Raw genomic sequence first — 20,122 nt, 5'->3', positions numbered from 1 at the left:
GCGGGGAGGGAGCGCTCCAGCGGGTAGGGCGTGGCGGTGGCGTTGAGCTCCACCAGCAGCCGTTGACGCTCGGCCTCCGGCAGTACCGGCACGGTGGAGACCGGCTGGCCGGGATCCGCGACGATGCTTTCGAGCAGCGTCATGAACCGGCTGCTCATCCGCTCGACTGCCGCCGCCTCGAACAGGTCCGAGTTGTACTGGAACGCGCCGACGAGCTCCGCGTCGTGCTCGGCCATCATCAGGGTGAGGTCGAACTGCGATACCTGCTGTTCGAGCGCGATGGCCTCGAACGGGAGTCCGCCGACCGTCATCGTGGCCCCCGAGGAGCCCAGCGCGAACTCAGGCAGGCCTCGCAGCGCCGCCGGCAACTGGGCCTGCTGCAGGGTGAACATGGCCTGGAAGAGCGGTGACCGGCTCGCATCCCGCTTCGGGTGAAGGCGGTCGACGAGCAGGGCGAAGGGGAAGTCCTGGTGCTTCAGCGCCTCCAGGACGACCTGCCGCATCCGCCGTAGGAACGACTCGAAAGCGGGCCGTCCAGCCAGGTCTGCCCGGAGGACGACGGGGTTCACGAAGTAGCCCACGACGTGGGCCGTGCCCGCCTCGGTCCGCCCCAGCGTCGGGGCGCCGACCAGGATGTCCTCCTGCCCGCTGTGCCGGTGCAGCAGCACCTGGAACGCCGCGAGCAGCGCAGTGAAGAGGGTCGTCTCCGCGCCGCGCGCGAGCGCCTTGAGCTTCCCGCTGAGCTCGGCGCCCACCCGGAAGGGAACGGAGCCGCCACGGTAGGTCTGCACGGGCGGCCGCGGATGATCCGTCGGGAGGTCGAGGACGGGCAGCGTGCCCGCGAGCCGCTCACGCCAGTACGCCCAGAGCCGCTCCCCCTCGCCGCGCTCCAGCCGCGCGAGCTGACGCCGCACCGTGTCCGTGTAGCGCATGGACAGCGCGGGCAGGTTCGCCGGGCGGCCCGCGAGCGCGGCGGGATAGAGCTGATCCAGCTCGCGGATCATCACCGTCAGCGACCACAGGTCGGCCACGACGTGGTGGACGACCAGCAGCAGCACGTGCTCCTGCTCCGAGCGCTCGAAGAGGTTGACGCGCAGGAGCGGACCTCGCCCCAGGTCGAACGGGCGGTGCGCCTCCGCTGTCAGCCGCTCCCTCAGCCACGCCTCGCTCGGGGCGGAGGCCTCCTCCAGCAGGAAGCATCCGTCGTGGAAGGGCGCGAGAACCTGCATCGCGCCGCCCGGCTGATCCAGGAAGGTGGAGCGAAGCTGCTCATGCCGCTCCACCAATGCCCGGAGCGAGGCGCGCAGCGCCGCCACGTCCAGGGGGCCGCGGATCCGGACGGCGCTCGCGATGTTGTACGCGACGCTCCCGGGATCGAGCTGCTGAAGGAACCAGAGAGCCTGCTGGCCCGGCGAAAGCGGAACCCTGTCCGAGCCGGCCTCCGCCGTGGGCGCGACCCCTTCAACGCCGGGGACATCCGACTGCGTCTCCAGCGCGCGCAGCACCAGCGCCGCCAGGTCGCCGAGCGTGGCCCCTTCCAGCACGTCCGCCATGGGCAGCGGCACGTGGAAGCACGACTCGACACCGTGCTGGAGCTCCACGGCCATGAGCGAGTCGAGCCCCAGGCCGCTGACCGGTTGCCCCGAGGGGACCTGTGTGGGCGCCACCTGGAGGAGCCGGGCCACCCGCTCCCGCAGGTCCTGCTCCAGGAGCCCCGGTCGCTCTTCCGGAGCGGCCGCCAGCAGCCGCTCCCGGTCCAGCACGGAGGCCACGGCTCCCTGCTCGACGCGGGCCGGCCCGCTGCGGCCGATGACGTCCAGGGCTCCCGCGCGGAGCTCCTCCCGGCAGGCATTGCGTTGAATCTTCCCGCTCGACGTCTTCGGGATGCCGCCGGTCCGGATGAGGACGACCTCGGAGACGTAGACGCCATGCTGCTCGGAGAGGGCCTTCCGGATGGCGGCGGCCACGGGCTCCGGGTCGGTCCGCAGGTGCTGGCGGTCCAGCTCGTACACGATGACGAGCTGCTCCTCGCCGTCCGCTTCCATCGAGAACGCCGCGCCACAGCCGGAGCGCAGCGCGGGGTGGCTCTGCTCGGCGGTCAGCTCCAGGTCCTGCGGGTAGTGGTTGCGGCCTCGGAGGATGATCAGGTCCTTGAGGCGGCCCGTGACGAAGAGCTCGCCGCCCTCCAGGAAGCCCAGGTCCCCAGTCCGCAGGAAGGGCCCCTCCGTGCCTCCCGTGAGGTGCGCGTGGAAGGTCTGCGCCGTCTGCTCCGGGCGGCGCCAGTAGCCCTGCGCGACGCTGGGGCCAGATACCCAGATCTCTCCGACGTGCCCAGGCGACAGCTCCACCCCCGTCCCCGGCTCCACGATGAGGATCCGCTGACCAGGAAGGCTCTGGCCGCACCCGATGAAGCAGCGTGCGCCGTCGGTGCCGGGAGCCGCCTCGATGAACCGGTTCTGCTCCAGCGCCTCCGCTCGCGCGCTCCGCATCACCGGGAACGCGGTGTGCTCACCGCCGGAGACGATCAGCGTCGCCTCGGCCAGGCCGTAGCAGGGGTAGAAGGCATTGCGGCGGAAGCCACGGGGCCCGAACACCTCCGTGAAGCGGTCGAGCGTCTCCGTCCTCACGGGCTCCGCGCCGGTGAAGGCGACCTTCCACGCGCTGAGGTCCAGCTTCTCCACGTCCTCGGCCGTCGCCCGGCGCGCGCACAGGTCGTAGGCGAAGTTCGGTCCGCCGCTGGTCGTCGCGCGCTCCCGCGAGACGGCCTCCAGCCAGCGCATGGGGCGCTGGAGGAAGGCCAGCGGCGACATCAGCGTGACGGGGAATCCAACGAAGATCGGCTGGAGGATTCCGCCGATGAGCCCCATGTCGTGGTACGGCGGCAGCCAGATGACGCCCCGGCTCTCGGGCGTGTGCCCGAAGCAGCGCTGGATGAGCGTCAGGTTGTGCAGCAGGTTGCCATGCGTGAGCACCACGCCCTTGGGCGTGGACGTGGATCCGGAGGTGTACTGGAGGAACGCGAGCGTGCCGGAGGTCATCTCCGGGGCCCGCCAGGCCTCCGCGTGCGCGGCGACGTCCTCGCCATCCGTGGCCAGCCACTTCAGCGCCGCCAGGTCCGGCATGTCCGTGAAGAAGCCCTGGAGCATCTCCAGGATGGGCGACGTCGTGAGCGCCAGCTCCGCCTGGGCATCGGCCGCGATGGCCTGGAGCCGAGGGGCCTGGCGGGGCCGCATCGGCGGGTAGGCCGGCACGGCGGTGACGCCGGCATACAGACACCCGAAGAACGCGGCGATGTAGTCTGGCCCCGGTGCGTACAGCAGCAGCGCCCGGCGCCCCGCCCCGCCCCCCTGGAGCAGGAGCGCGCCAATGGCCCGGGCCTGACGGTCCAGCTCCGCGTACGTCAGCGGGGCCTCTTCCGACTCACCGTCCAGCAGGAAGGTGAACGCACGGGCGTCGGGCTGATGGAGCGCCCGCGTGCGCAGCATCTCGACGAGCGTGGAGAACCCGGGGGCGGTAGGGGAGCGCGATGCATTCATGGCGGAAGGGGCCTTGGCGTGAAGGCATGGAGGTGCGGACGCGGCGTTGCCGCGCCTGCCGTTTCCCCCACACCGCGCTTCGTTCAGGAGAGGTCGACCATCTCGTGGATGTTGCCGCGCACGCCCGCGCGCACCGGGAGGCGTCCGGGCTCGCCCAGCGTCATCGGGATGCCGCGCTTCGGGAACAGCGTCAGCCGGACGCGGCGGTCGATCCTCGCGCCGGCGTCCAGCTGCATGCTGAAGCGCTGGAGCAGGATGGCGAGGACGATCTTCATCTCCATCATCGCGAACTCGGCGCCGATGCAGCGGCGCGCGCCCGCGCTGAACGTCATGAAGCCGTAGGGGTTCGCCGGCGCCTTGTGCCAGCGTTCGGGCCGGAACTTGCGCGGCTCGGGGTACAGCTCCGGCATCATGTGCGTCATGTAGATGCTGAGGATGACGAGCGTGCCCTTGGGAATCGTGTACGCGCCCAGCTCCACCGGCTCGTTCACCACGCGCATGCTGTAGGTGCCCGGCGGCAGCAGGCGCAGGCTCTCCTTGATGCACCCCTCGAGCAGCGGCAGCTGGCCCAGGTGTTCGACGCCCGGAGCGCCGCCGCGCAGCACGGACTTCAGCTCCTCCAGCACGTTGGCGAGGATCTCCGGGTGCTGGGACAGCAGGAACAGCGTCCAGCCCAGGGCGTTGCCGCTCGTCTCATGGCCGCCGTTGAAGAGGTTGTTGGCCTGGCCGATCAGCTCGTGATCGGTCATCTCCGTCCCCTCCTCGTCGCGCGCCTGCATCAGCAGCCACAGCAGGTCGTGCTGCGGCTCCGGGTTGGCGCGCTTCTGCTCGATCTTCTTGAGCAGGTGCGCCTCCAGCGTCTCGGACAGGCGCAGCAGCCGGCGGTAGGGCGTCCCCGGCAGGTCGCGCGGGAAGGCGAACACACCCAGGCTCGTCTGGGTGTCGATCCACTTGCGGATGACGCCGCCCAGCAGCGAGGCCTCCGTGCGGGAGTCGGTGCCGAAGAGCGTCTTGCCCACGATGATGAGCGCCAGGTGCTGCATCGCCTTGGCGATGTTCAGCTGCTGTCCGACCTTCCACCCGGAGATGTACTCCTCCGTCACGCGGACCATGTCCTCGCAGTACACGTCCAGGTGCTTCTTGTGGAACACCGGCATGATGAGCCGCCGCTGCTTCTTGTGCCGCTCCCCGTTCATGGTGATGAGCCCGGAGTTCAGCCGGTCCAGGCTGGAGCCTGGCGGGATGGGCAGCGTCAGCGACATGGAAGGGATGTGGAACGTCGTGTTGTCCGTGAGGACGCGCTGGTTGTTCTCCGCGCCGAAGGCATAGACCCACTTCGGGTCCTGCTTCGCGAACGCGACGACGTTCCCGTAGGTCGCGTGCGCCTCGCGCATGTGCGCGACGGGATCGAGCGAGAACTTGATGAGGCTTCCCTGGAGTCCCAGCAGCGGCAGCGCGCTCGGTCCGGGAATGGACGGGGAGGATGGACGGGCAGTCGTCATGGAGGGTTCCTGGTGGTGGGTTCCTGGGAGTGCCGGGCGCTACTTCACGTACCAGCGGAGCCAGCGGGACATGGCCCAGAGGCCACCCGCGGCCATCACGAAGAGGACGGCGAGATCCAGGTAGAACCTGGGGCCAATCGTCCCGCCCAGCGCGTGCCGGAGGGCGTCCGCCGCGTAGGTGGGGGGAATGGCGTAGCCGAGCATCCTCAGCGGGACGGGGAGGGCGGCCTCCGGGATGAAGACGGGGGCCGCCATGAGCAGGACGAAGACCAGCGCGTTCGTCACCATGACGATGAGGTCCACGCTCTTGAGCGCCGTGCCCAGCGTGACGCCCAGCGACGCGAGCGACAGGATGGTCAGCGGCATCAGCACCAGCACCCACGGGCTGAAGTGCAGGTCCACGTCGTACAGGACGGGCCCGGCGAACAGCGGGATGAGCATGCCCGGCAGCGTGACGGAGAGCCGGGACAGCATCAGGGAGATGACGAAGGCCGTCTTGCTGATGGGCAGTGAGGCGTAATAGAGCAGCAGGCCGTCGCGCTTCATGATGCCCACGCGCTGGGCCATGGTGACGACGCCCTCGACGACCACCGCGAACACGGACGCGCCGCTGATGATGTAGAGCAGGCTCTCGCGGTCGTTCAGTCCGCGGCCGACCCGGGCGAGCCCGAAGATCATGGCCAGCGGCATGAACAGGGAGAAGACGACGAACAGGGGCCAGGACCTGCGCACCTCTCCCATCTGCTCCAGCCACAGGTGCTGGATGTCCACGAGGAACTTCCGCCAGCCGGTCAGCCGGGGCTCCCCGGGACGAGGCCGGAGGCTGGTGGGCGCCGCGGGCAGCAGCTGCACGGCCGCTTCCGCGGGCGCCGCCTCCACGACGACAGGGGAGGGCGTGGGCGTCGGGACGCCCGGGTCCTTCAGCTCCAGGTAGACGTCCTCGAGCGACGGCGGCGCGAGCCGGAAGTCATCGAGCTGGGCCAGCCCGAGCTGGTTGACCACGAGGTCGGTGGCGAGCGCGACCTGGAGGCTCGGCAGGTAGAGGCGATACCGCCCGGGGTGGGGTTGCTCCAGGTCGCCCATGGCCGACAGCTTGAGGTGGTTCTCCGGGGCCAGGCCCTCGCCATCCCGCAGCTGCAGCTCCAGCCGGACCCGCCCGCCCAGGCGGGCCTTGAGCTCGCCGGGGGTGCCCAGGGCGATGATGCGTCCGGACTGCATCACCGCGACGCGCCGGATGACCTTCTCCGCCTCCAGCACGTTGTGGGTCACGAGGATGCAGGTCGTCCCGTGCTCGCGGTTCAGCCGCGCGATGACGTCCCACACCAGCCGGCGCTTGTGCGGATCCAGCTCATTGGTGGGCTCGTCCAGCAGCAGCACGGGAGGCCAGCCCATCAACGCCATGGCGAAGTTGACGATGCGCGTCTGGCCACCACTCAGTTGATACACATACTGCCTGGCGCACTCCGTCAGGCCCAGTTCCTCTATCAGCTCCCGCGCCTGCTTCAGGGCATCCGCTTCCGTCTGTCCACGCAGGCGCCCTACATAGACAAGGGCCTGCTCGACCTCCACGAAACGCAACCCCAGGCGTGTCTGTGGCAGGAATCCCACCAGTTCCTTGACGAGCTGGGGACGCCGGGTGACATCAATTCCCTCCACCAGGATGCGTCCGGAGCTGGGCTGGAGCAATCCCAGCAACTGGCTCACGAGCGTGGTCTTCCCGGCGCCATTCGGCCCGAGCAGCCCGAAGACCTCGCCCCGGCGGACCGCAAACGACAATGCGTCGTTGGCGACAATCTGGCGTTTGTCGCGCCCCTCGCCCTGGAAGGTGCGGGTCAAGTTCTCGACTGTGATTGAGACAGGTTCCAGAGACATGGCCGAGCGTCACCCCAAAGGCGTCTGGCGGGTGCGCAATAAGACAGAGCGAATTGAACAAGTCGAGTAAATATCGATCTTTCGGAAAGAACGTAATTCTACGTAGAGCTATGTATGTGATGTCTATTGTCGGAATTGTCTCGCGTGGCTTGAATGGTGAGACGCATCGTGTTGCCTGCGCTAGGACGGTGCGCGTGGTAGGTTCCGCGGGTGTTCATGCGCTCCGCTCAATCCCTCAGGACCCTCTCCCTCACGACGGCACGCCGGCTCGCGCTGTCCCGCCAGCACCTCGCGGGAAACCGCGCGGCGGGCCCGGCCCGTTTCCTGGACGTGGTGCGCGACCTGTGCTGCCTCCAGCTCGATCCCACCCAGGTCGTGGCGCGCAGCCACCTGCTGGTGCTGTGGAGTCGCCTGGGCGCGTATCCCCTGGCGGACCTGGAGTCCTTCATCTGGAAGGAGCGCCAGCTCTTCGAGTACTTCGCGCACTGCGCCTCGCTGGTGCTGACCGAGGACTTCCCCATCCACCGCGCGCGGATGCGCCACTTCACGGCGGGCAGCTCCCTGCGCGAACAGCAGGCCGCACGCTGGTTGAAGGACAACGCGGGTTTCCGCCGCTACATCGTCGCAGAGCTGCGGCGGAAGGGGCCGCTGCCCTCGGACGCCTTCGAGGACCGGTCGCGCGCGGGCTGGCGCTCTGGCGGCTGGAACACGGGGCGCAACGTGAACCAGATGCTGGAGCTCCTGTTGGGCCACGGGCACGTCCTGGTCGCCGGAAGGGTGGCGGGGCAGCGCCTCTGGGGGCTCCCGGAGCACTGCCTTCCAGGCTGGACCCCGCGGGACGTGCTGTCCGTGCGTGACGCGGTCCGGCTCGCGGCGCAGCGGTCGCTGCGTGCACTGGGGGTCGCGCAGGCGGCGCACATCCGGCGCTACTTCGTCCGGGACACGTATCCCGGGCTGCCCGATGCGCTGAACGACCTGGAGGCGGAGGGGCGCATCCTCCGCGTGCGGCTCCGGGACGGGAGCCGCGACATGCCCGGAACCTGGTACGTGCACGCGGAGGAGCTCCCCCTGCTCGACAAGCTCGAGGCGGAGGAGGGCTCCTGGGAAGGACGCACCGTCCTGCTCTCGCCCTTCGACAACCTCATCTGCGACCGGGCCCGCACGGAGGCGCTCTGGGACTTCCGGTTCCGGCTGGAGATCTACGTGCCTCGGGAGAAGCGGCAGTACGGCTACTTCGTCATGCCGCTGCTGCACGGCGACCGGATGATCGGCCGGGTCGACCCGGAACTGGACCGGGAGCACGGACGGCTGAACATCAACGCCATCCATGTGGAGGAGCACGCCGCCCGCTCAGCGGAGCCGGCCCGGGCGGTGGCCAGCGCGCTCAAGTCGCTGGCGACCTTCGTGGGCGCGCGGGAGCTCCACTACCCGGGCCCGGTGCCGAAGGCGTGGCGACGCGCGCTCGTCGCGGGGGCGTGAGGGTGGCGGTAGGGCACGGGAATCGAACTCGCCAGGGACTGCGCTCGCAGCCCCTCAGCACCTGGGTGCCCAGGACCCGGAGCCTCACCATCGCAGGGGCAGATGCCGGGGCCCCGGAGGGCCGCGAGCCCATGGGGCTCCATCGCCTGGAGGTCGACGTGGAACACGCCCGGCGTTCGCCACAGTCCTTCGAGGATCACCCGGGCCTGCATCATCGCGAGCCCCGCCCCCGGACACCGATGGCTCCCCGCACCGAACGCCAACCCATGCCGTGGCGCGCGCGAGGCGCCCTCGTTCGCGGACACCGGGCAGGCGTCGTGGCCCGTCGCGCCCAACCGCAGCAGCAACCGGGTGCCCTTGGGAATCTCCACCCCCGCGAGGCACACCTCCTCCACGGCCTCCCGCACCGTGAGCTGCACGGGGGCGTCCTGCCGCAGCGCCGCTTCCAGTAGCTGGGTCAGGGCCTCCGCGCTTCGGGGCGCGGGAGGTCCTTCCCCCGCGGCCCGTTGCGCCGCCAGCAGCGCGCTGCCCACCAGCAGGCACGTGGTGTCCGCCGCGCCCTTCATCACGGTCACCGCCAGGTCCAGCACCTGCGCGGCCTGGAGCTCGCCCCGATCCCTCGCGGCGACGAGCGAGGCCAGGAGCCCCGGCTCCGGCGTCACCGGGAGCGATGAGAGGGCCTCCGACAGCTCGCGCGTCATGTCGTCGAAGGAGGCCCGCAGCCAGGGGGGACGCGACTGCGCGTTGCACAGCGCGCACACCCGCATCCACCGCGCGACGTCCGCCCGGCGGGCCTCGTCCAGGCCGAGCAACGCGGTCATCACCGCCACGCCCACCGGAACGCAGACGTCATCGATGACATCACACGTCCCACGGGGTGCGCTCACCGCCATCACCGCGTCGAACGCGGCCCGCGCGGTGGCCTCCAGCCGCGCGACATTCCTCGCGGAGAACGCCGCGCCAAGCTGGCGGCGCAGGTGCGGGTGGACCGGGGCATCCGACGCGAGCAGCGTGTCCCGGGCCGCCAGCGGCGCGGCGTCTCCGGGCGCGCGAAGCTCGAAGCTGTCCACGCCCAGCGTGCCCGCGCTGAAGCGCGAGTCGTCGCGCAGCACGGCCTCCACCTCCCGGGCACCGCTCACGACGTAGACTCCGTGGGCTTCATCGTGGAGCACCCGGGGCGGCTCCGAGACCTCCGAAGGCTCCGGGGACACGGCGCTCTTGGCTGGAGCGGAGCTCATGACAGGGCCCCCGCCGTGGTGAGCGCCGTCTCCAGCGAGATGGCGCGCGCGCCCAGCCGTGGCGCCAGCTGGGACATCTCCGCGACGGGCCCGACCTCGATGAGGAGCGGTGCCCCCACCGCGTCCAGGGCTGGCACCGAGTCCAGGAAGCGCACCTGCCCGCGGAGCATGTCCCACCAATGCGAAGCCGCCACGGACGCTCCTGGCTCGAACCACCGCGCCCGTGCGCCGGACAGCATGGGCCGGGTGAGGGGCAGCGACGCACGTCCCTTCAGCGCGGCTTCGAGCGCCGCGCGTCCCTCCCGCAGCGAGCGCACGTGGACGCCCCAGGGAAAGGGCAGGGCCCGGGTGCGGATGCCCGCCGCCGTGAGCCTCCGCTCGAGCCCCGCCACCGCGTCCGCCGTCTCCCGACAGCACCGTGACGCCCGGCTCCATCCTCGCGCCAATGCCCACCGCGCCCGCTGGCAGCGTCGCCAGCAACGCGGCGCACTCCGGCTCCGGCAGCCAGGTGATCAACATGCGGTGACGCTGGGCCTCGGACTCCAGGCTCCGTCCTCCGTGGAGCGCGATCCGCAGCGCGTCCTCCCAGCCGAAGGCCCCCGCCGCGTGGGCCGCGGAGACCTCGCCCGCGCATACGCCGAAGACCGCATCCCCATCCACGCCGTGGGCGCGCAGCGCCGCCAGCGCCGCGATCTGGACCCCCACCACCAGCGGAAACGTCACCGACACCGCGAGCCGGGGACCTCCCTCCGCGCGCAGCTCCAGCAGGGGGGACCAGCCGGCCTCCTGCCGGACGAGCGCATCCCCCGCGTGGAGCATCTCCCGGAACACCGGCTCCCGTCGCGCGAGCCCCAGGACCCACGCTCCGTCGAGCACCGTGCCTCCCGGGAAGGCCAGCACCTGTTTCACCGCGCCGCTCATGCGGACCGTCCTTCCACTCGCGCGAGCGCCTCCAGGCACAGCGCCGTCGTCAGCTCCTCCGAACCCCAGAACACCGCGTGCGGCGTGGGCGGCTCCGGGCCCGCGTAGAACGCCTCCCGCTCCCAGCCGCCCTCCGGCGTCTGCCGCGCCAGCAGGGTGTCCACCGCGCGGTGCTCCTCCGGGCCCAGCTCCACCCCGTGCGCGAGCAGCGTGCAGAGCGCCATCGCGAGCGACAGCGAGCCCCCTTCCGCCGCGAGCGCCTGCTTCGAGCGCGCCACCGCCGCGTCCCGGCAGACGCCGAAGCCGCGCACGCCGTGCTCGAACGCCCGCGCCACCGCGTGGTGCAGGGACAGGGGCTGGACGTAGTACGCGCTCGCCCGGTCATCGCGGCCCTGGAGGATCTCCTCGATGACCAGGTCCCGGGCCGCCAGCGTCTCCGGGCGCTCGCCCAGGTACAGCAGCACGTTCGCGTTCACCACCGCGTCCAGGTCGTTGTCGCGCGTGGGCGGACGCAGCCACGTCAGGAACAGCCCTGACGCGTGCCGGTTCGCGAGCAGGGCGGGCACGTTGCGCTCCATCCCCGCGTCGTCCCGGAGCGCGAACGAAGCACAGCACGTGTCATCCACGTCGGGGTCGATGGGCTTCCCATTCCGCGAAGACCAGTACCGCCAGACGCCGGGCGCCTCCTGCTCCTCCCGCAGGAAGGCGCGTGCCTTCTGCCTCAGGGCCTCCACCGTGGGCCCGCTCACGTAGTCCAGCGCGTGCAGCACGAAGGTCGTCACGAACGGGGACGAGTCGAACGTGCCTTCATCCCGGAGGCGGGAGTCGAAGTGCAGGGTGCTGGCGAACTCCCCGTGCGCAAGCTGCCGCCGCGCCAGGAAGCCCACCGCGCGCTCGATGGCCGGACCGGTGCGCATCACAGCCCCGTGTCGTCGTTGAGGATGGTGGCCTGGGCGTTGAGGGCCTGGTTGCGCCGGACGGCGTTCTCGTTGGCGCGCGCCTGCTGACGCTGGACCTGCTTCTCAAGCTTGTAGTTGGTGACCTCCGGGACCAGTCCGTTCAGGGCGCCGAAGGCGACGCCCTGGATGAAGCCGGTGAGCGTGGAGGTGGCATCCGCCTTCGAGAGCGCGGCGTCGACCGAGGCACTGGCCACGCCTCCCGCCACGCCGGCACTCACGCCCCGGATCGAGGCCTGGACCGTGCCCTTCAGGGAGGTGGTGCTCAGCGGCTTCTGGAGGACGCCGCCGACGCTGCCGCCCACCGCCGAACCGATGGTGCCCGTGACGAAGCTCTGCCAGGCCGCCGTCGCGGGATCGTCTCCCATCAGCGCCGCCTGCGCCGAGCCCTGGGCCGAGGACACGCCGCCCTCCACCACCGCGCCCACCGCGATCGTCGTGGCGGTGGCCAGGGTCGCGTTGGTGATGAGCGATTGCGCCGCGATCGCCACGCCGCCCGTCAGCCCGCCACTCAGCGCGCCGCCCACGGTGCTGATCGCCAGGGTGCCGAAGAAGATGCCCGCCGCCTCGCTGCCCGTGGCGCCGGAGCTGGCCACGGACACCGCGCCATTCACGACGCCCGCCACCGCTCCGAGCCCCGCGCCAATCGCGATGGCGGGGGCCACCTCGGCGACGGCGGCGGCCACCGCGCTGGCGGCGGCGATGAGCGCGGCGATGAGCTCCACGAAGAACTCGCCGTCCGGATCGATGTACACCAGCGGGTTGTTGCCCGCGTAGGCGTACGGGCTGCTGAACTGATGGCGCGGATCCGTGGAGCGCAGCCGTCCCTGGCGCGGCGAATACATGCGCGCCCGGAAGTCGTAGTCCCCCGTCTCATCCAGCTCCCGGGCCACGAACCGGTAGGGGATGATGTCCGGCTGCGAGCCCAGCGGCCCCCCCGCCGTGTCGCCGTAGGGCAGGTAGTCGTAGCCCGCGAGCAGGTTCGCCTGTTCGTCCACCACCGCGCGGATGGACCCGAGCCGGTCCGTGACGATGAAGGCCCGCTGGCCGCCGCTGCGAACCTGCATGGGCCGCGCGGGCCCCAGATGTACTGGACGCTGCCGCCTCCCGACAGCTCCACGAGCACGTCATTGCCCGCGCCCCGGAGGTACAGCTTGGACACCGACTGACCGTTGGCCTGCGTCACCGTCTTCAGGAGCCGCCGGGCGTCGCGGCCGTAGCGCACGTCCACCCGGGTGCCATCGCCCATCCGCGTCTCCAGCACCCGGTCGCGGAAGCCGTCCCAGGTGGACGTGGAGCCCTCATCGCCACCGGTGGTGTCGACGAGGGTCGTCTGGTTGCCGTTGGCGTCGTAGCCGAAGGTGACGGCCTCCGGCGGCGCGGTGAGGCTCTGCGCGCGATCCTCCGTGGCCGGGGTGTACGTCTGGGTGACGTCCGCCCGCCGCGTGAGGTTGCCGTTCGCGTCGTAGGTGTAGGGCTGCGCGCCCTGGCCGTCGCCGGCGTCGACGCTCGACAGCCAGCCGCGCGGATCCATCCCGAAGTTCGACACGCGCTCGGGGCGCGAACCGCGGGCCGCGGTGGTGATGCGCGAGGGCATGCCGCCGTACCAGCTGGCGCCTCCGCCCGGTGGCAGCGCGTAGTCGACGGTCTCGCTGAACTGGCTGCCCTGGGTCTGCTGGAGCCAGCCGGGCGGCGCATACGCGAACGTCCGCGTCACGCCCACCTGTTGGCCCGCATCCGTGTACACGGCCTCCGTGGCGACGCCGCCATTGGTCCCGTACGTGTACGCCGCGATGCGCTGGCCGTTGACGAGGAGCCGGGCGACCCGGCCCGCGACGTCGCGCTGGTAGTCCAGGGACACGCCGTCGGTGCCCGGGTAGCCGATGAAGTTGATGTCACCCAGGTTGTCGTAGGTGTACTGCGTGACGTGGACGGTCGGGTCGCCCGACACCTGCACCGCGTACTCGCGGACGGTGATGTAGATGTCGTAGGTCAGGACCTCCGTGGAGGTGAAGCTGTCGGTCCCTGGGACCGCGGGGTCCACCTGGTTCTGGCTCACCACCTTCACGAGCTGGCCCAGGGAGTACAGGTCGTCGGGCGTGAGGCTCGGGCTCACCAGGTCGTAGGTGTAGAGGTTGGACGCGGTGGCCTGGGGATAGGACGGATCCTCCAGGTGCTGGGCCAGGGTCCCCGGCCAGGCCGAGGGCGCGCAGCCCTCCTCGACGACGCGGGACTTCGCGTCGTACTTCCAGTAGCGGATGTAGGGCGTCGTCGCGGCGGCCCCCCGGGCATCCTGCTGGAAGCGCAGCCGTCCCCGGGCGTCGTACATGGAGCGGGTGGTGCCCGCGTTGGCGCGCGTCTCCGTGAGCGGCTGCCCGATGAAGTCGTAGCTGAACGTGTCCGTCCAGCCCATGGGCGTCGTCGTCGAGGTGCACCGGCCCGCGGCGTCGTAGACGTTGCGGGTGATCTGCCACACGGCGGGAGCGGAGGCCGCGCTGCTCCTCACGGCGGTGAGGATGCTGGAGCCGCGCTGGTCCACCATCGCGACGGAGGTGATGCCGTCCGGGGTGATGGCGGTGGTGCGCGCGAGCTTGCCTGCCGTCACCCCCAGGCTGCCGTCGTTGAGGCCGTACTCCCAGCGGGCGGTGTGCGCCGGGGTGCTTGGGCTCGTGGGGATGGCGTAGGCGTCACCCGGCACGCCGCGCTCGACCTCGCGGCCCAGCGGCGAGGCCTCGTAGCGCGAGCGGGTGTAGGGGAACGCACCCGAGGCGGGGTTCTGCGTCTTCACCAGGCCCGACATCGTGAGCGTGTCCCAGTCGAAGGTGGCCAGGTCCTGCTGGTACGCCCCCCACGTCGCGCCGGTGGGCGTCACCACGGCCCCCTGGGTGCGGATGGCGTCGCGGCCCATCGTGTCGTGGATCATCGCGGTGGCGAGCAGCCCGCTGTCGAGCACCACCTGCTCCTGGTTCAGGCGCCCGCCGCCGTCCAGGTAGCTCAGCTGCACGTCCGGGTCGGTGATGAAGCAGGCTTGATCGAAGGCCACCCCATCCGTCGCGACGAGCGCGAAGTCGCGGGAGGGCGTCTGCGCGCAGAGGTGCGTGAGCGCCAGCCCGCCGTCCGTGATGAGGATGAGCTGCGCGTCCTGCACGAGCACCAGCCACTGCTGCGGGAACGCGGTCACCCGCACCGCGTCACTGCCCGCCACCAGGTAGTAGCGCGCGCGGCTGGCCGCGTCGCTCACGCACCAGGCCTGACCGGACGACACGACGGCGACCGTGGAGCCCGGGGCCAGCGGGAGGCCGGCCAGGGGGAACAGGTTCAGGAACTCCGGGGGCAGCGTGCCCGCGTCGAGCGTCGCCGTGAACGACGAGGCCACGTCCAGCAGCGAGCGCACCGGCGCGGTCGCCACCGTGCCGCCGTTCTCCTGCAGGGCCCAGGTGGCCTGCGACGGCTGCCAGAGCAGCCGGAGCGCCGGCCCCAGCAGCATGCCCACCTGCGAGGTGAGCCGCCCGTCCGGACGCACGCGGACCGACACGCCGAAGCGGTCCTGCTGGCCCTCCGTGGGCTCCGGGAAGCCGGTGTAGTGGATGGCGTCCTGCTGCTGGGAGGCGGCGTGGCGGAGCGCGCCGCCGCTCGTCGTCCACGCGGTCGGCACCTCGCTGGTCCAGGTCCCCGCGAAGACGTCACCGACGTTGAAGCTCTCGTAGACGCCCAGCCCGCGCGGCTTGAGGGTGGTGAGGCCGTTGGGGGCCTGGGCGCTGAAGCTCCCCTGGTTGCCCCGGCGGGAGAGGTACTCGCCCTTCATCAGGATGACGGCCTCGAGCGCGTCCACGGCGAGGTCCGTCTCCTGGAAGTCTCCCTGGACGCGGCGGTGCATCGCGCCGATGTCCAGCACCTGCGCGTCCTCCACCAGCCGCACGGCGTCGTAGACGGAGCCGGTGAAGGTGGCGGCGAGCGGCGAGAAGCGGATGTTGTCGATGCGCAGCTCCTGGCCCCGCGTGTTGCTGAAGCCGAGCGTCAGCGCCTGGGGCGAGGTGTCCGCCGGCAAATCGAACAGCACGTAGAAGTACGTCCACGCGCCGCCCGTGTCGGGAATGGCCACGCTGGCGAGCGGGCCCGACGCGCCGGTGACGTAGCAGCTGGCGCCGCCCGGCCCCGCGTCGAAGCCGGTGGGGGTCTTCAACCAGCAGGACACGATGTAGCGCTGGCCCACGGTCTCCGTCACGTTGAGCGTGCGCTCCAGCGGGGACGCGGCCTGGGTGCCGGCCAGGCCGACCGAGCGCAGGCCGGTGAACGAGTCGCCGGAGGCGATGGCCGCGCTCAGCGTCGCCGCGCTGCCCGCGAGCGTCCAGCCGGTGAGGTCCTCGTAGGACTCGAAGTCCTGATACGCCACCTGGCCCGCGACGACGCTGGCGTTGCCGAAGGTGGCGACGACCAGCTCCTGGGTGGTGTCCAGGAGCTTCGCGTTCGTGAGCCCGTCCTCCGCGATGTACTCCTGGATCTCCCCGCGCAAATCGCGCTGCGTCACCTCCCAGCGCCGCTTCCAGTGGGAAGCGGAGGGCAGGGTGGTGTTGGCCCAGTCCGTCGGGCTCAGCGTGGCGCCGGCATCCAGCGCGAGGAAGTTGCGGAAGGCCGCGGGCGCCAGGTAGGCGCCGACCTGCGTCCAGGTGGTGGCCTCGCTGAGGACGATGGCCCCATCCACGGTGACGGTCCGCTGGGCGCGGGGCGCGAGCAGGTTCACCGCGGGCGTGGCGAACGCGGGGTACTTCTCGTAGGCGTAGACGAAGGACTCGGTGACGGTCTCGTCCGCGCCCGTCGCCGGGTTGTAGTTGGTGCTGACGGACGAGCGCACCTGTCCGTTCGCCTCGTCGTAGAGGGTGGACGTCACGCGGGTGAGGGGCGGCTGCGCGGAGGCGCCCATCGGGTTGACGTCGAAGACGGTGTCCGCCGTCTGCTTCTGGCGGACGTAGGCGCCCAGCAGCTTCCGGGACGCGCCGGTGGCCGCGTCGATGACGGTGCGCACCACCTCCCATTCCCGCACCGTGCGCGCGACCTCGTGGCCCGCGCTGTCGTAGCCGGACACCCGCTTCAAGAGGCCGTTGAGCAGCGAGTACGGCGTGGTCGAGGTGTCACCCTGGGGCGTGAGGCCGTCCTGGTACTCGTAGACGGAGTAGCCCTCCGGGCACGACGTCGTCTGGTTCGTGCCGAGCGCGGCCTTCACCTGGCTGAACTGGCTGGCCAGGCCGTACGGACCGCAGTTGCCCACCGAGCCCGGCAGGTTGTAGTCGAACGCCGCCTGCACCGGCACGCCCAGCCCGTCCCGTGACTCCACCGACGCGACCACGAACGTGGGCACCTGCCCGCCGGTCTGCTGGTTGAGCACGCGGTGCAGGGTGAACGAGTCCGGTTCGTCGAAGGACGCCCCCACGTACGTCATGAAGGCGGAGGGGCCCACCAGGTCCGTCCCCGGGCCGGCGGCGTCGTCAGGCACGTAGACGCGGCCGGTGAGCAGCGTCGCGTCCTGCGCGAGCACGCCGTTCTTCATCAGCCACGCGTAGGACGTCCCGTCCGGCATGCCATACGCGAGGAAGTACGGCGCCTGGTTCGCCACATAGACGGAGTCCAGGGGCAGCTGCTGGTCGAGCAGCACGAGCTCGCCCGTGGGCTGCTGCTCGTAGATGCGATTGCGGACGGTGACGAGCCGCCCGTTGATGCTGGGGGACGCCGGGCCCTGGGTGCCACCCGCGGGGATGAGGGTGACGAACTGGTCGCCGTACGGGTCATAGGTGGCGATGGCGCTCTTGTCGCTGCTCACGCCCACGGCCAGGTCGCCGCCGTAGGCGAAGCGGGCCACGTCCGTGCCTTCGTTGAAGTCGCCAAAGGTGCCGCGCTGCCACTGGTCGCCGTTGAAGCGCAGCAGGTTGCCCACGTTGCCCACCAGGCTGCCGGTGGCGCTGGACTGGAAGATGGGCTCCTTCGTGTCGGCCGGGACGTCCGTGGCCACGATGGCCGGCGGCTGCGGCAGCGGGTTGAAGTCCCGGTCCCACGGGTAGACGCGCACCGTGTAGTCCACCGTGTTGCGGGACTCATCCGCCGCCGTCAGGTACGTGGCGGTGACGAAGGTGCTGGAGAGGCTGAAGGACAGCTTGGGCAGCTCCTCGTTCCAGACGTACTGGGGAATCGAGTCCAGGGGCGCGAGGCTGTCGTTCCAGTCCCGCGTCACCGGATCCAGGTAGTGCAGCGTGAGCGTCAGCGGCATGCCCTGCTGGTACTGGCACACGGTCAGCACGTTCTCGTTGGCGCCGAGCACCCACTGGCCATCCATGGTGGTGGTCAGCAGCAGATCATCCCGCACCCAGCTCCGCTCGCGCGGGTTCCAGGTGTACCGGACGATGTCGGACTGGCCCGCGACGGCGAGCGCCACGAACGCGCGTCCGGTGACGGCCTGGTAGCTGTTGTCCTGGGTGAGGACGTCCGGCGTTTCGAGCGCGACGGCGTCCCAGTCCCCGTAGCGGCCGAAGGCGGGCGTGACGGCCCACGCGACGAGCTGTCCGTTGGTGCCCGCGCCGCCGGTCATCCCGCTGACGAGGAAGAAGTCGTCCTGGAACGACACGTCCAGCGTGGACAGGTCCAGCCCGTAATCCAGCTGCTGGGACAGCGGCTGGGATGCGAGCCACCGCCCGTTCCAGTCGTAGACGCTGACGGTGAGGCGCTGACCGTCCGCCGCGTCGTAGTGGGTGACGACGACGGCGTCCGGGCCGAACCACGCGCGGGGGATGCCCGGCACCCAGTCCGGATCCGTCCGTTGCAGCGTCAGGTCCAGCGCGGTGCCCTGCAGGGGCTGGGCGCTGTAGGCGTACGTCACGGTGCCGCCGCTCGGGAAGGTGAGGCTCTTGAGCGCGCCCCGGTGCACCGGCCCGGACGCGGCTCCGTGCCGGTGTAGTAGTCGAAGCGCATGCCGGGCAGCAGCTTGCCCGCGCCGTTCACGGTGGTGAGGCCGCGCAGGTAGCGCTTGTAGAGCGACGACGACGGGCCCGGCGTTGACGGCGCCGCCAGCTGCTCCACGGAGTACTGCAGGCGCAGCGTGAAGACCTCCACGGGCGTCTGGGCCACGTGCTGGATGACGGTGACGCTGTCCAAAAAGCGCGTCTCGTAGCGGTCCTGGAAGGCCTCCACGTTGGACGTCGGGTTCTGGTGCGGCTTCTGGTACTCCGCGATGGTGGGGGTGTTGAGCTTGTCCGCGTAGTGGAAGTTCACCGTGCGCCCGGAGGGGTCGCGGATGCCCGTCAGGTACGAGGCGCGGCTGTACGTGAGGCCGCCCTGTCCCCCGATGCGGACCTGATCATCCGGGAAGCGTGAATAGGAGAAGACGATCCGGTCGCCCCACGCGTTCTGCACGGAGGCCAGGTTCCAGCTGATGGGGAAGGTGCTCTGGCCGCCCTGGACGCTGCTGTCGGTCCAGTTGCCCTGCGTGCCGCCCCACTTGATGGCCATCCGGAGCGCGTTCGGATCCTCTCCGGCCTGGACGTCCGCGCCGTAGATGCGCACCAGCCCGTCCGTGGTGGTGATGCGCCACACCTGCTGCTGCGGCTGGTAGACGATGCGGGAGAAGTCCTCGTTCTCCGACTCGAACGTCCACTCCGTGGAGGTGCGGTGCGTGAGGAAGAGCTGGCTGCGGGAGCCGTCCGTCGCGGCCAGGTAGTACGCGTCGTCGTACTGCGACACCGAACCCCGGACATCGAGGACGATCATCTCGTAGGGCAGCGACCAGCCCAGGCCCACGATGCCGGTGGGGCTCTCCAGGTTGCGGGTGGACACCTCCACCTGCACCTCGCTGTCGTAGCTCAACAGGACGTCCGCCTTCAGCCCGCCCCGGTTCTCCAGCGTCAGCAGCGGGAGCTGGAAGGACACGTTGCCGCGGAAGAGGTTGACGTTGTCCGTCAGGCCCGCGTCGGAGGCGTTGAGGTTCTGGAAGGTGCGCAGACTCGGGATCGTCGCCTCTTCGGTGACGCCCACGGGGTTGCTGGAGGTTTCGATGCTCATGGTGTGCTCCTTGGCGGGGCGGAAGGGCTCACTGCTGGAAGAGGTAGACGTTCAGCCGGTGCACGCCACCGGGAGCGATGCCGAGCCCGAGACAGCCGATGCCGACCCTCCGGGCGTGCAGGAGGGGCAGCGGGTCGCGGAGCGGAAACGGGTGCAGCGGGAGCACGTCCGTCTGGGTTCGCAGGACGTCCACCGCCTGCTCCAGGGACAGGCCCGCGCTGCGCGTGCACACGTCCGCCTTCGCATCCACGAGCGCGCCGCTGCGCAGCTCGAAGCCGGCGGAGAAGGTCAGCGCCCTGGGAGGCACCGCCCCCCGGACGAGCACGCGCGTGAGGAAGGTGATGAGGGTGGGCGCTTCCAGCAGCGGAAGCTCGAAGGAGGCCAGCGGCGCGGGAGCCTCCAGCCGCCAGTAGAGCTTGGCCCGGGCCCGAGCGGGGCTCTCACCCTCCAGCCCACGCCCAGCAGCCGGCACCCCGGCGCGAGCGTGGACACGAGGCGCAGGACCTCCTCGGGCCGGGGCAGCAGGGCGCGCACCCAGCGGCGCGCCGCGTCCCAGGCGCCCGCGCCCGGAGGAG

Annotated in this window: 10 protein-coding genes, 1 tRNA gene and 1 pseudogene; 2 read left to right on the top strand and 10 right to left on the bottom strand. The window is 70.9% G+C overall.

All coding sequences use genetic code 11. The features are described from left to right. The 3 genes from ACLEQD_RS13300 to ACLEQD_RS13290 form a co-directional block, all read right to left on the bottom strand. The coding region (locus tag ACLEQD_RS13300; protein WP_410384097.1) for a condensation domain-containing protein at positions 1-3,536 on the bottom strand (3,536 nt) is incomplete at its 3' end. An 83-nt stretch (positions 3,537-3,619) separates the two neighbouring features. Then, on the bottom strand, positions 3,620-5,038 hold the full coding sequence (locus ACLEQD_RS13295; protein ID WP_410384095.1) for a cytochrome P450: 1,419 nt from the start codon (positions 5,036-5,038) through the stop codon (positions 3,620-3,622). A gap of 39 nt (positions 5,039-5,077) precedes the next feature. Further along, the gene (locus ACLEQD_RS13290) at positions 5,078-6,874 is read right to left on the bottom strand and encodes an ABC transporter ATP-binding protein/permease (protein WP_410384093.1); all 1,797 of its coding nucleotides are present in this window, start codon (positions 6,872-6,874) and stop codon (positions 5,078-5,080) included. 252 nt (positions 6,875-7,126) lie between these two features. Here ACLEQD_RS13290 and ACLEQD_RS13285 point away from each other — a divergent pair, with 252 nt between their 5' ends. After that, complete coding sequence (locus ACLEQD_RS13285) at positions 7,127-8,389, top strand: winged helix-turn-helix domain-containing protein (protein ID WP_410384091.1); 1,263 nt, start codon at positions 7,127-7,129, stop codon at positions 8,387-8,389. 3 nt (positions 8,390-8,392) lie between these two features. On the opposite strand, the gene ACLEQD_RS13280 is transcribed toward ACLEQD_RS13285, so the two are convergent. Next, a tRNA-OTHER gene (locus ACLEQD_RS13280) sits at positions 8,393-8,478 on the bottom strand. A 457-nt stretch (positions 8,479-8,935) separates the two neighbouring features. Here ACLEQD_RS13280 and ACLEQD_RS13275 point away from each other — a divergent pair. Further along, positions 8,936-9,535: a hypothetical protein gene (locus tag ACLEQD_RS13275; RefSeq protein ID WP_410384089.1), complete on the top strand. Its 600-nt coding sequence runs from the start codon at positions 8,936-8,938 to the stop codon at positions 9,533-9,535. Positions 9,536-9,623: 88 nt separating this feature from the next. Here the strand turns inward: ACLEQD_RS13275 and ACLEQD_RS13270 are convergent, their stop codons facing one another. The 6 genes and pseudogenes from ACLEQD_RS13270 to ACLEQD_RS13245 form a co-directional block, all read right to left on the bottom strand. Further along, complete coding sequence (locus ACLEQD_RS13270) at positions 9,624-10,019, bottom strand: hypothetical protein (protein ID WP_410384087.1); 396 nt, start codon at positions 10,017-10,019, stop codon at positions 9,624-9,626. 148 nt (positions 10,020-10,167) lie between these two features. Next, positions 10,168-10,548, bottom strand: a pseudogene (locus ACLEQD_RS13265) (acyltransferase domain-containing protein); the annotation flags it as partial. Next, complete coding sequence (locus tag ACLEQD_RS13260; protein ID WP_410384085.1) at positions 10,545-11,465, bottom strand: hypothetical protein; 921 nt, start codon at positions 11,463-11,465, stop codon at positions 10,545-10,547. The pseudogene ACLEQD_RS13265 and the gene ACLEQD_RS13260, both read right to left, overlap by 4 nt. A gap of 649 nt (positions 11,466-12,114) precedes the next feature. Continuing rightward, a complete protein-coding gene (locus tag ACLEQD_RS13255; protein ID WP_410384084.1) occupies positions 12,115-18,417 on the bottom strand; it encodes an RHS repeat domain-containing protein in 6,303 nt (2,100 codons plus the stop codon). Further along, complete coding sequence (locus tag ACLEQD_RS13250; protein WP_410384082.1) at positions 18,366-19,547, bottom strand: SpvB/TcaC N-terminal domain-containing protein; 1,182 nt, start codon at positions 19,545-19,547, stop codon at positions 18,366-18,368. The genes ACLEQD_RS13255 and ACLEQD_RS13250 overlap by 52 nt, the downstream gene beginning before the upstream one ends. A 28-nt stretch (positions 19,548-19,575) precedes the next feature. After that, the coding region (locus tag ACLEQD_RS13245; protein WP_410384080.1) for a hypothetical protein at positions 19,576-20,122 on the bottom strand (547 nt) is incomplete at its 5' end.

It is taken from the genome of Corallococcus sp. 4LFB, from assembly GCF_046520365.1.
In the GTDB taxonomy this organism is placed as follows: Bacteria; Myxococcota; Myxococcia; order Myxococcales; family Myxococcaceae; genus Corallococcus; species Corallococcus caeni.
The sequence above is the reverse complement of the archived record's forward strand: the minus strand, read 5'-3'. Positions and strand labels throughout refer to the sequence as shown.

What these genes read in the sequence shown, in the direction of transcription:
- ACLEQD_RS13295 (WP_410384095.1), bottom strand. Translation starts at nt 5,038, where the DNA reads ATGACGACTGCCCGTCCATCCTCCCCGTCCATTCCCGGACCGAGCGCG.
- ACLEQD_RS13250 (WP_410384082.1), bottom strand. Translation starts at nt 19,547, where the DNA reads ATGAGCATCGAAACCTCCAGCAACCCCGTGGGCGTCACCGAAGAGGCG.
- ACLEQD_RS13285 (WP_410384091.1), top strand. Translation starts at nt 7,127, where the DNA reads ATGCGCTCCGCTCAATCCCTCAGGACCCTCTCCCTCACGACGGCACGC.
- ACLEQD_RS13260 (WP_410384085.1), bottom strand. Translation starts at nt 11,465, where the DNA reads ATGCGCACCGGTCCGGCCATCGAGCGCGCGGTGGGCTTCCTGGCGCGG.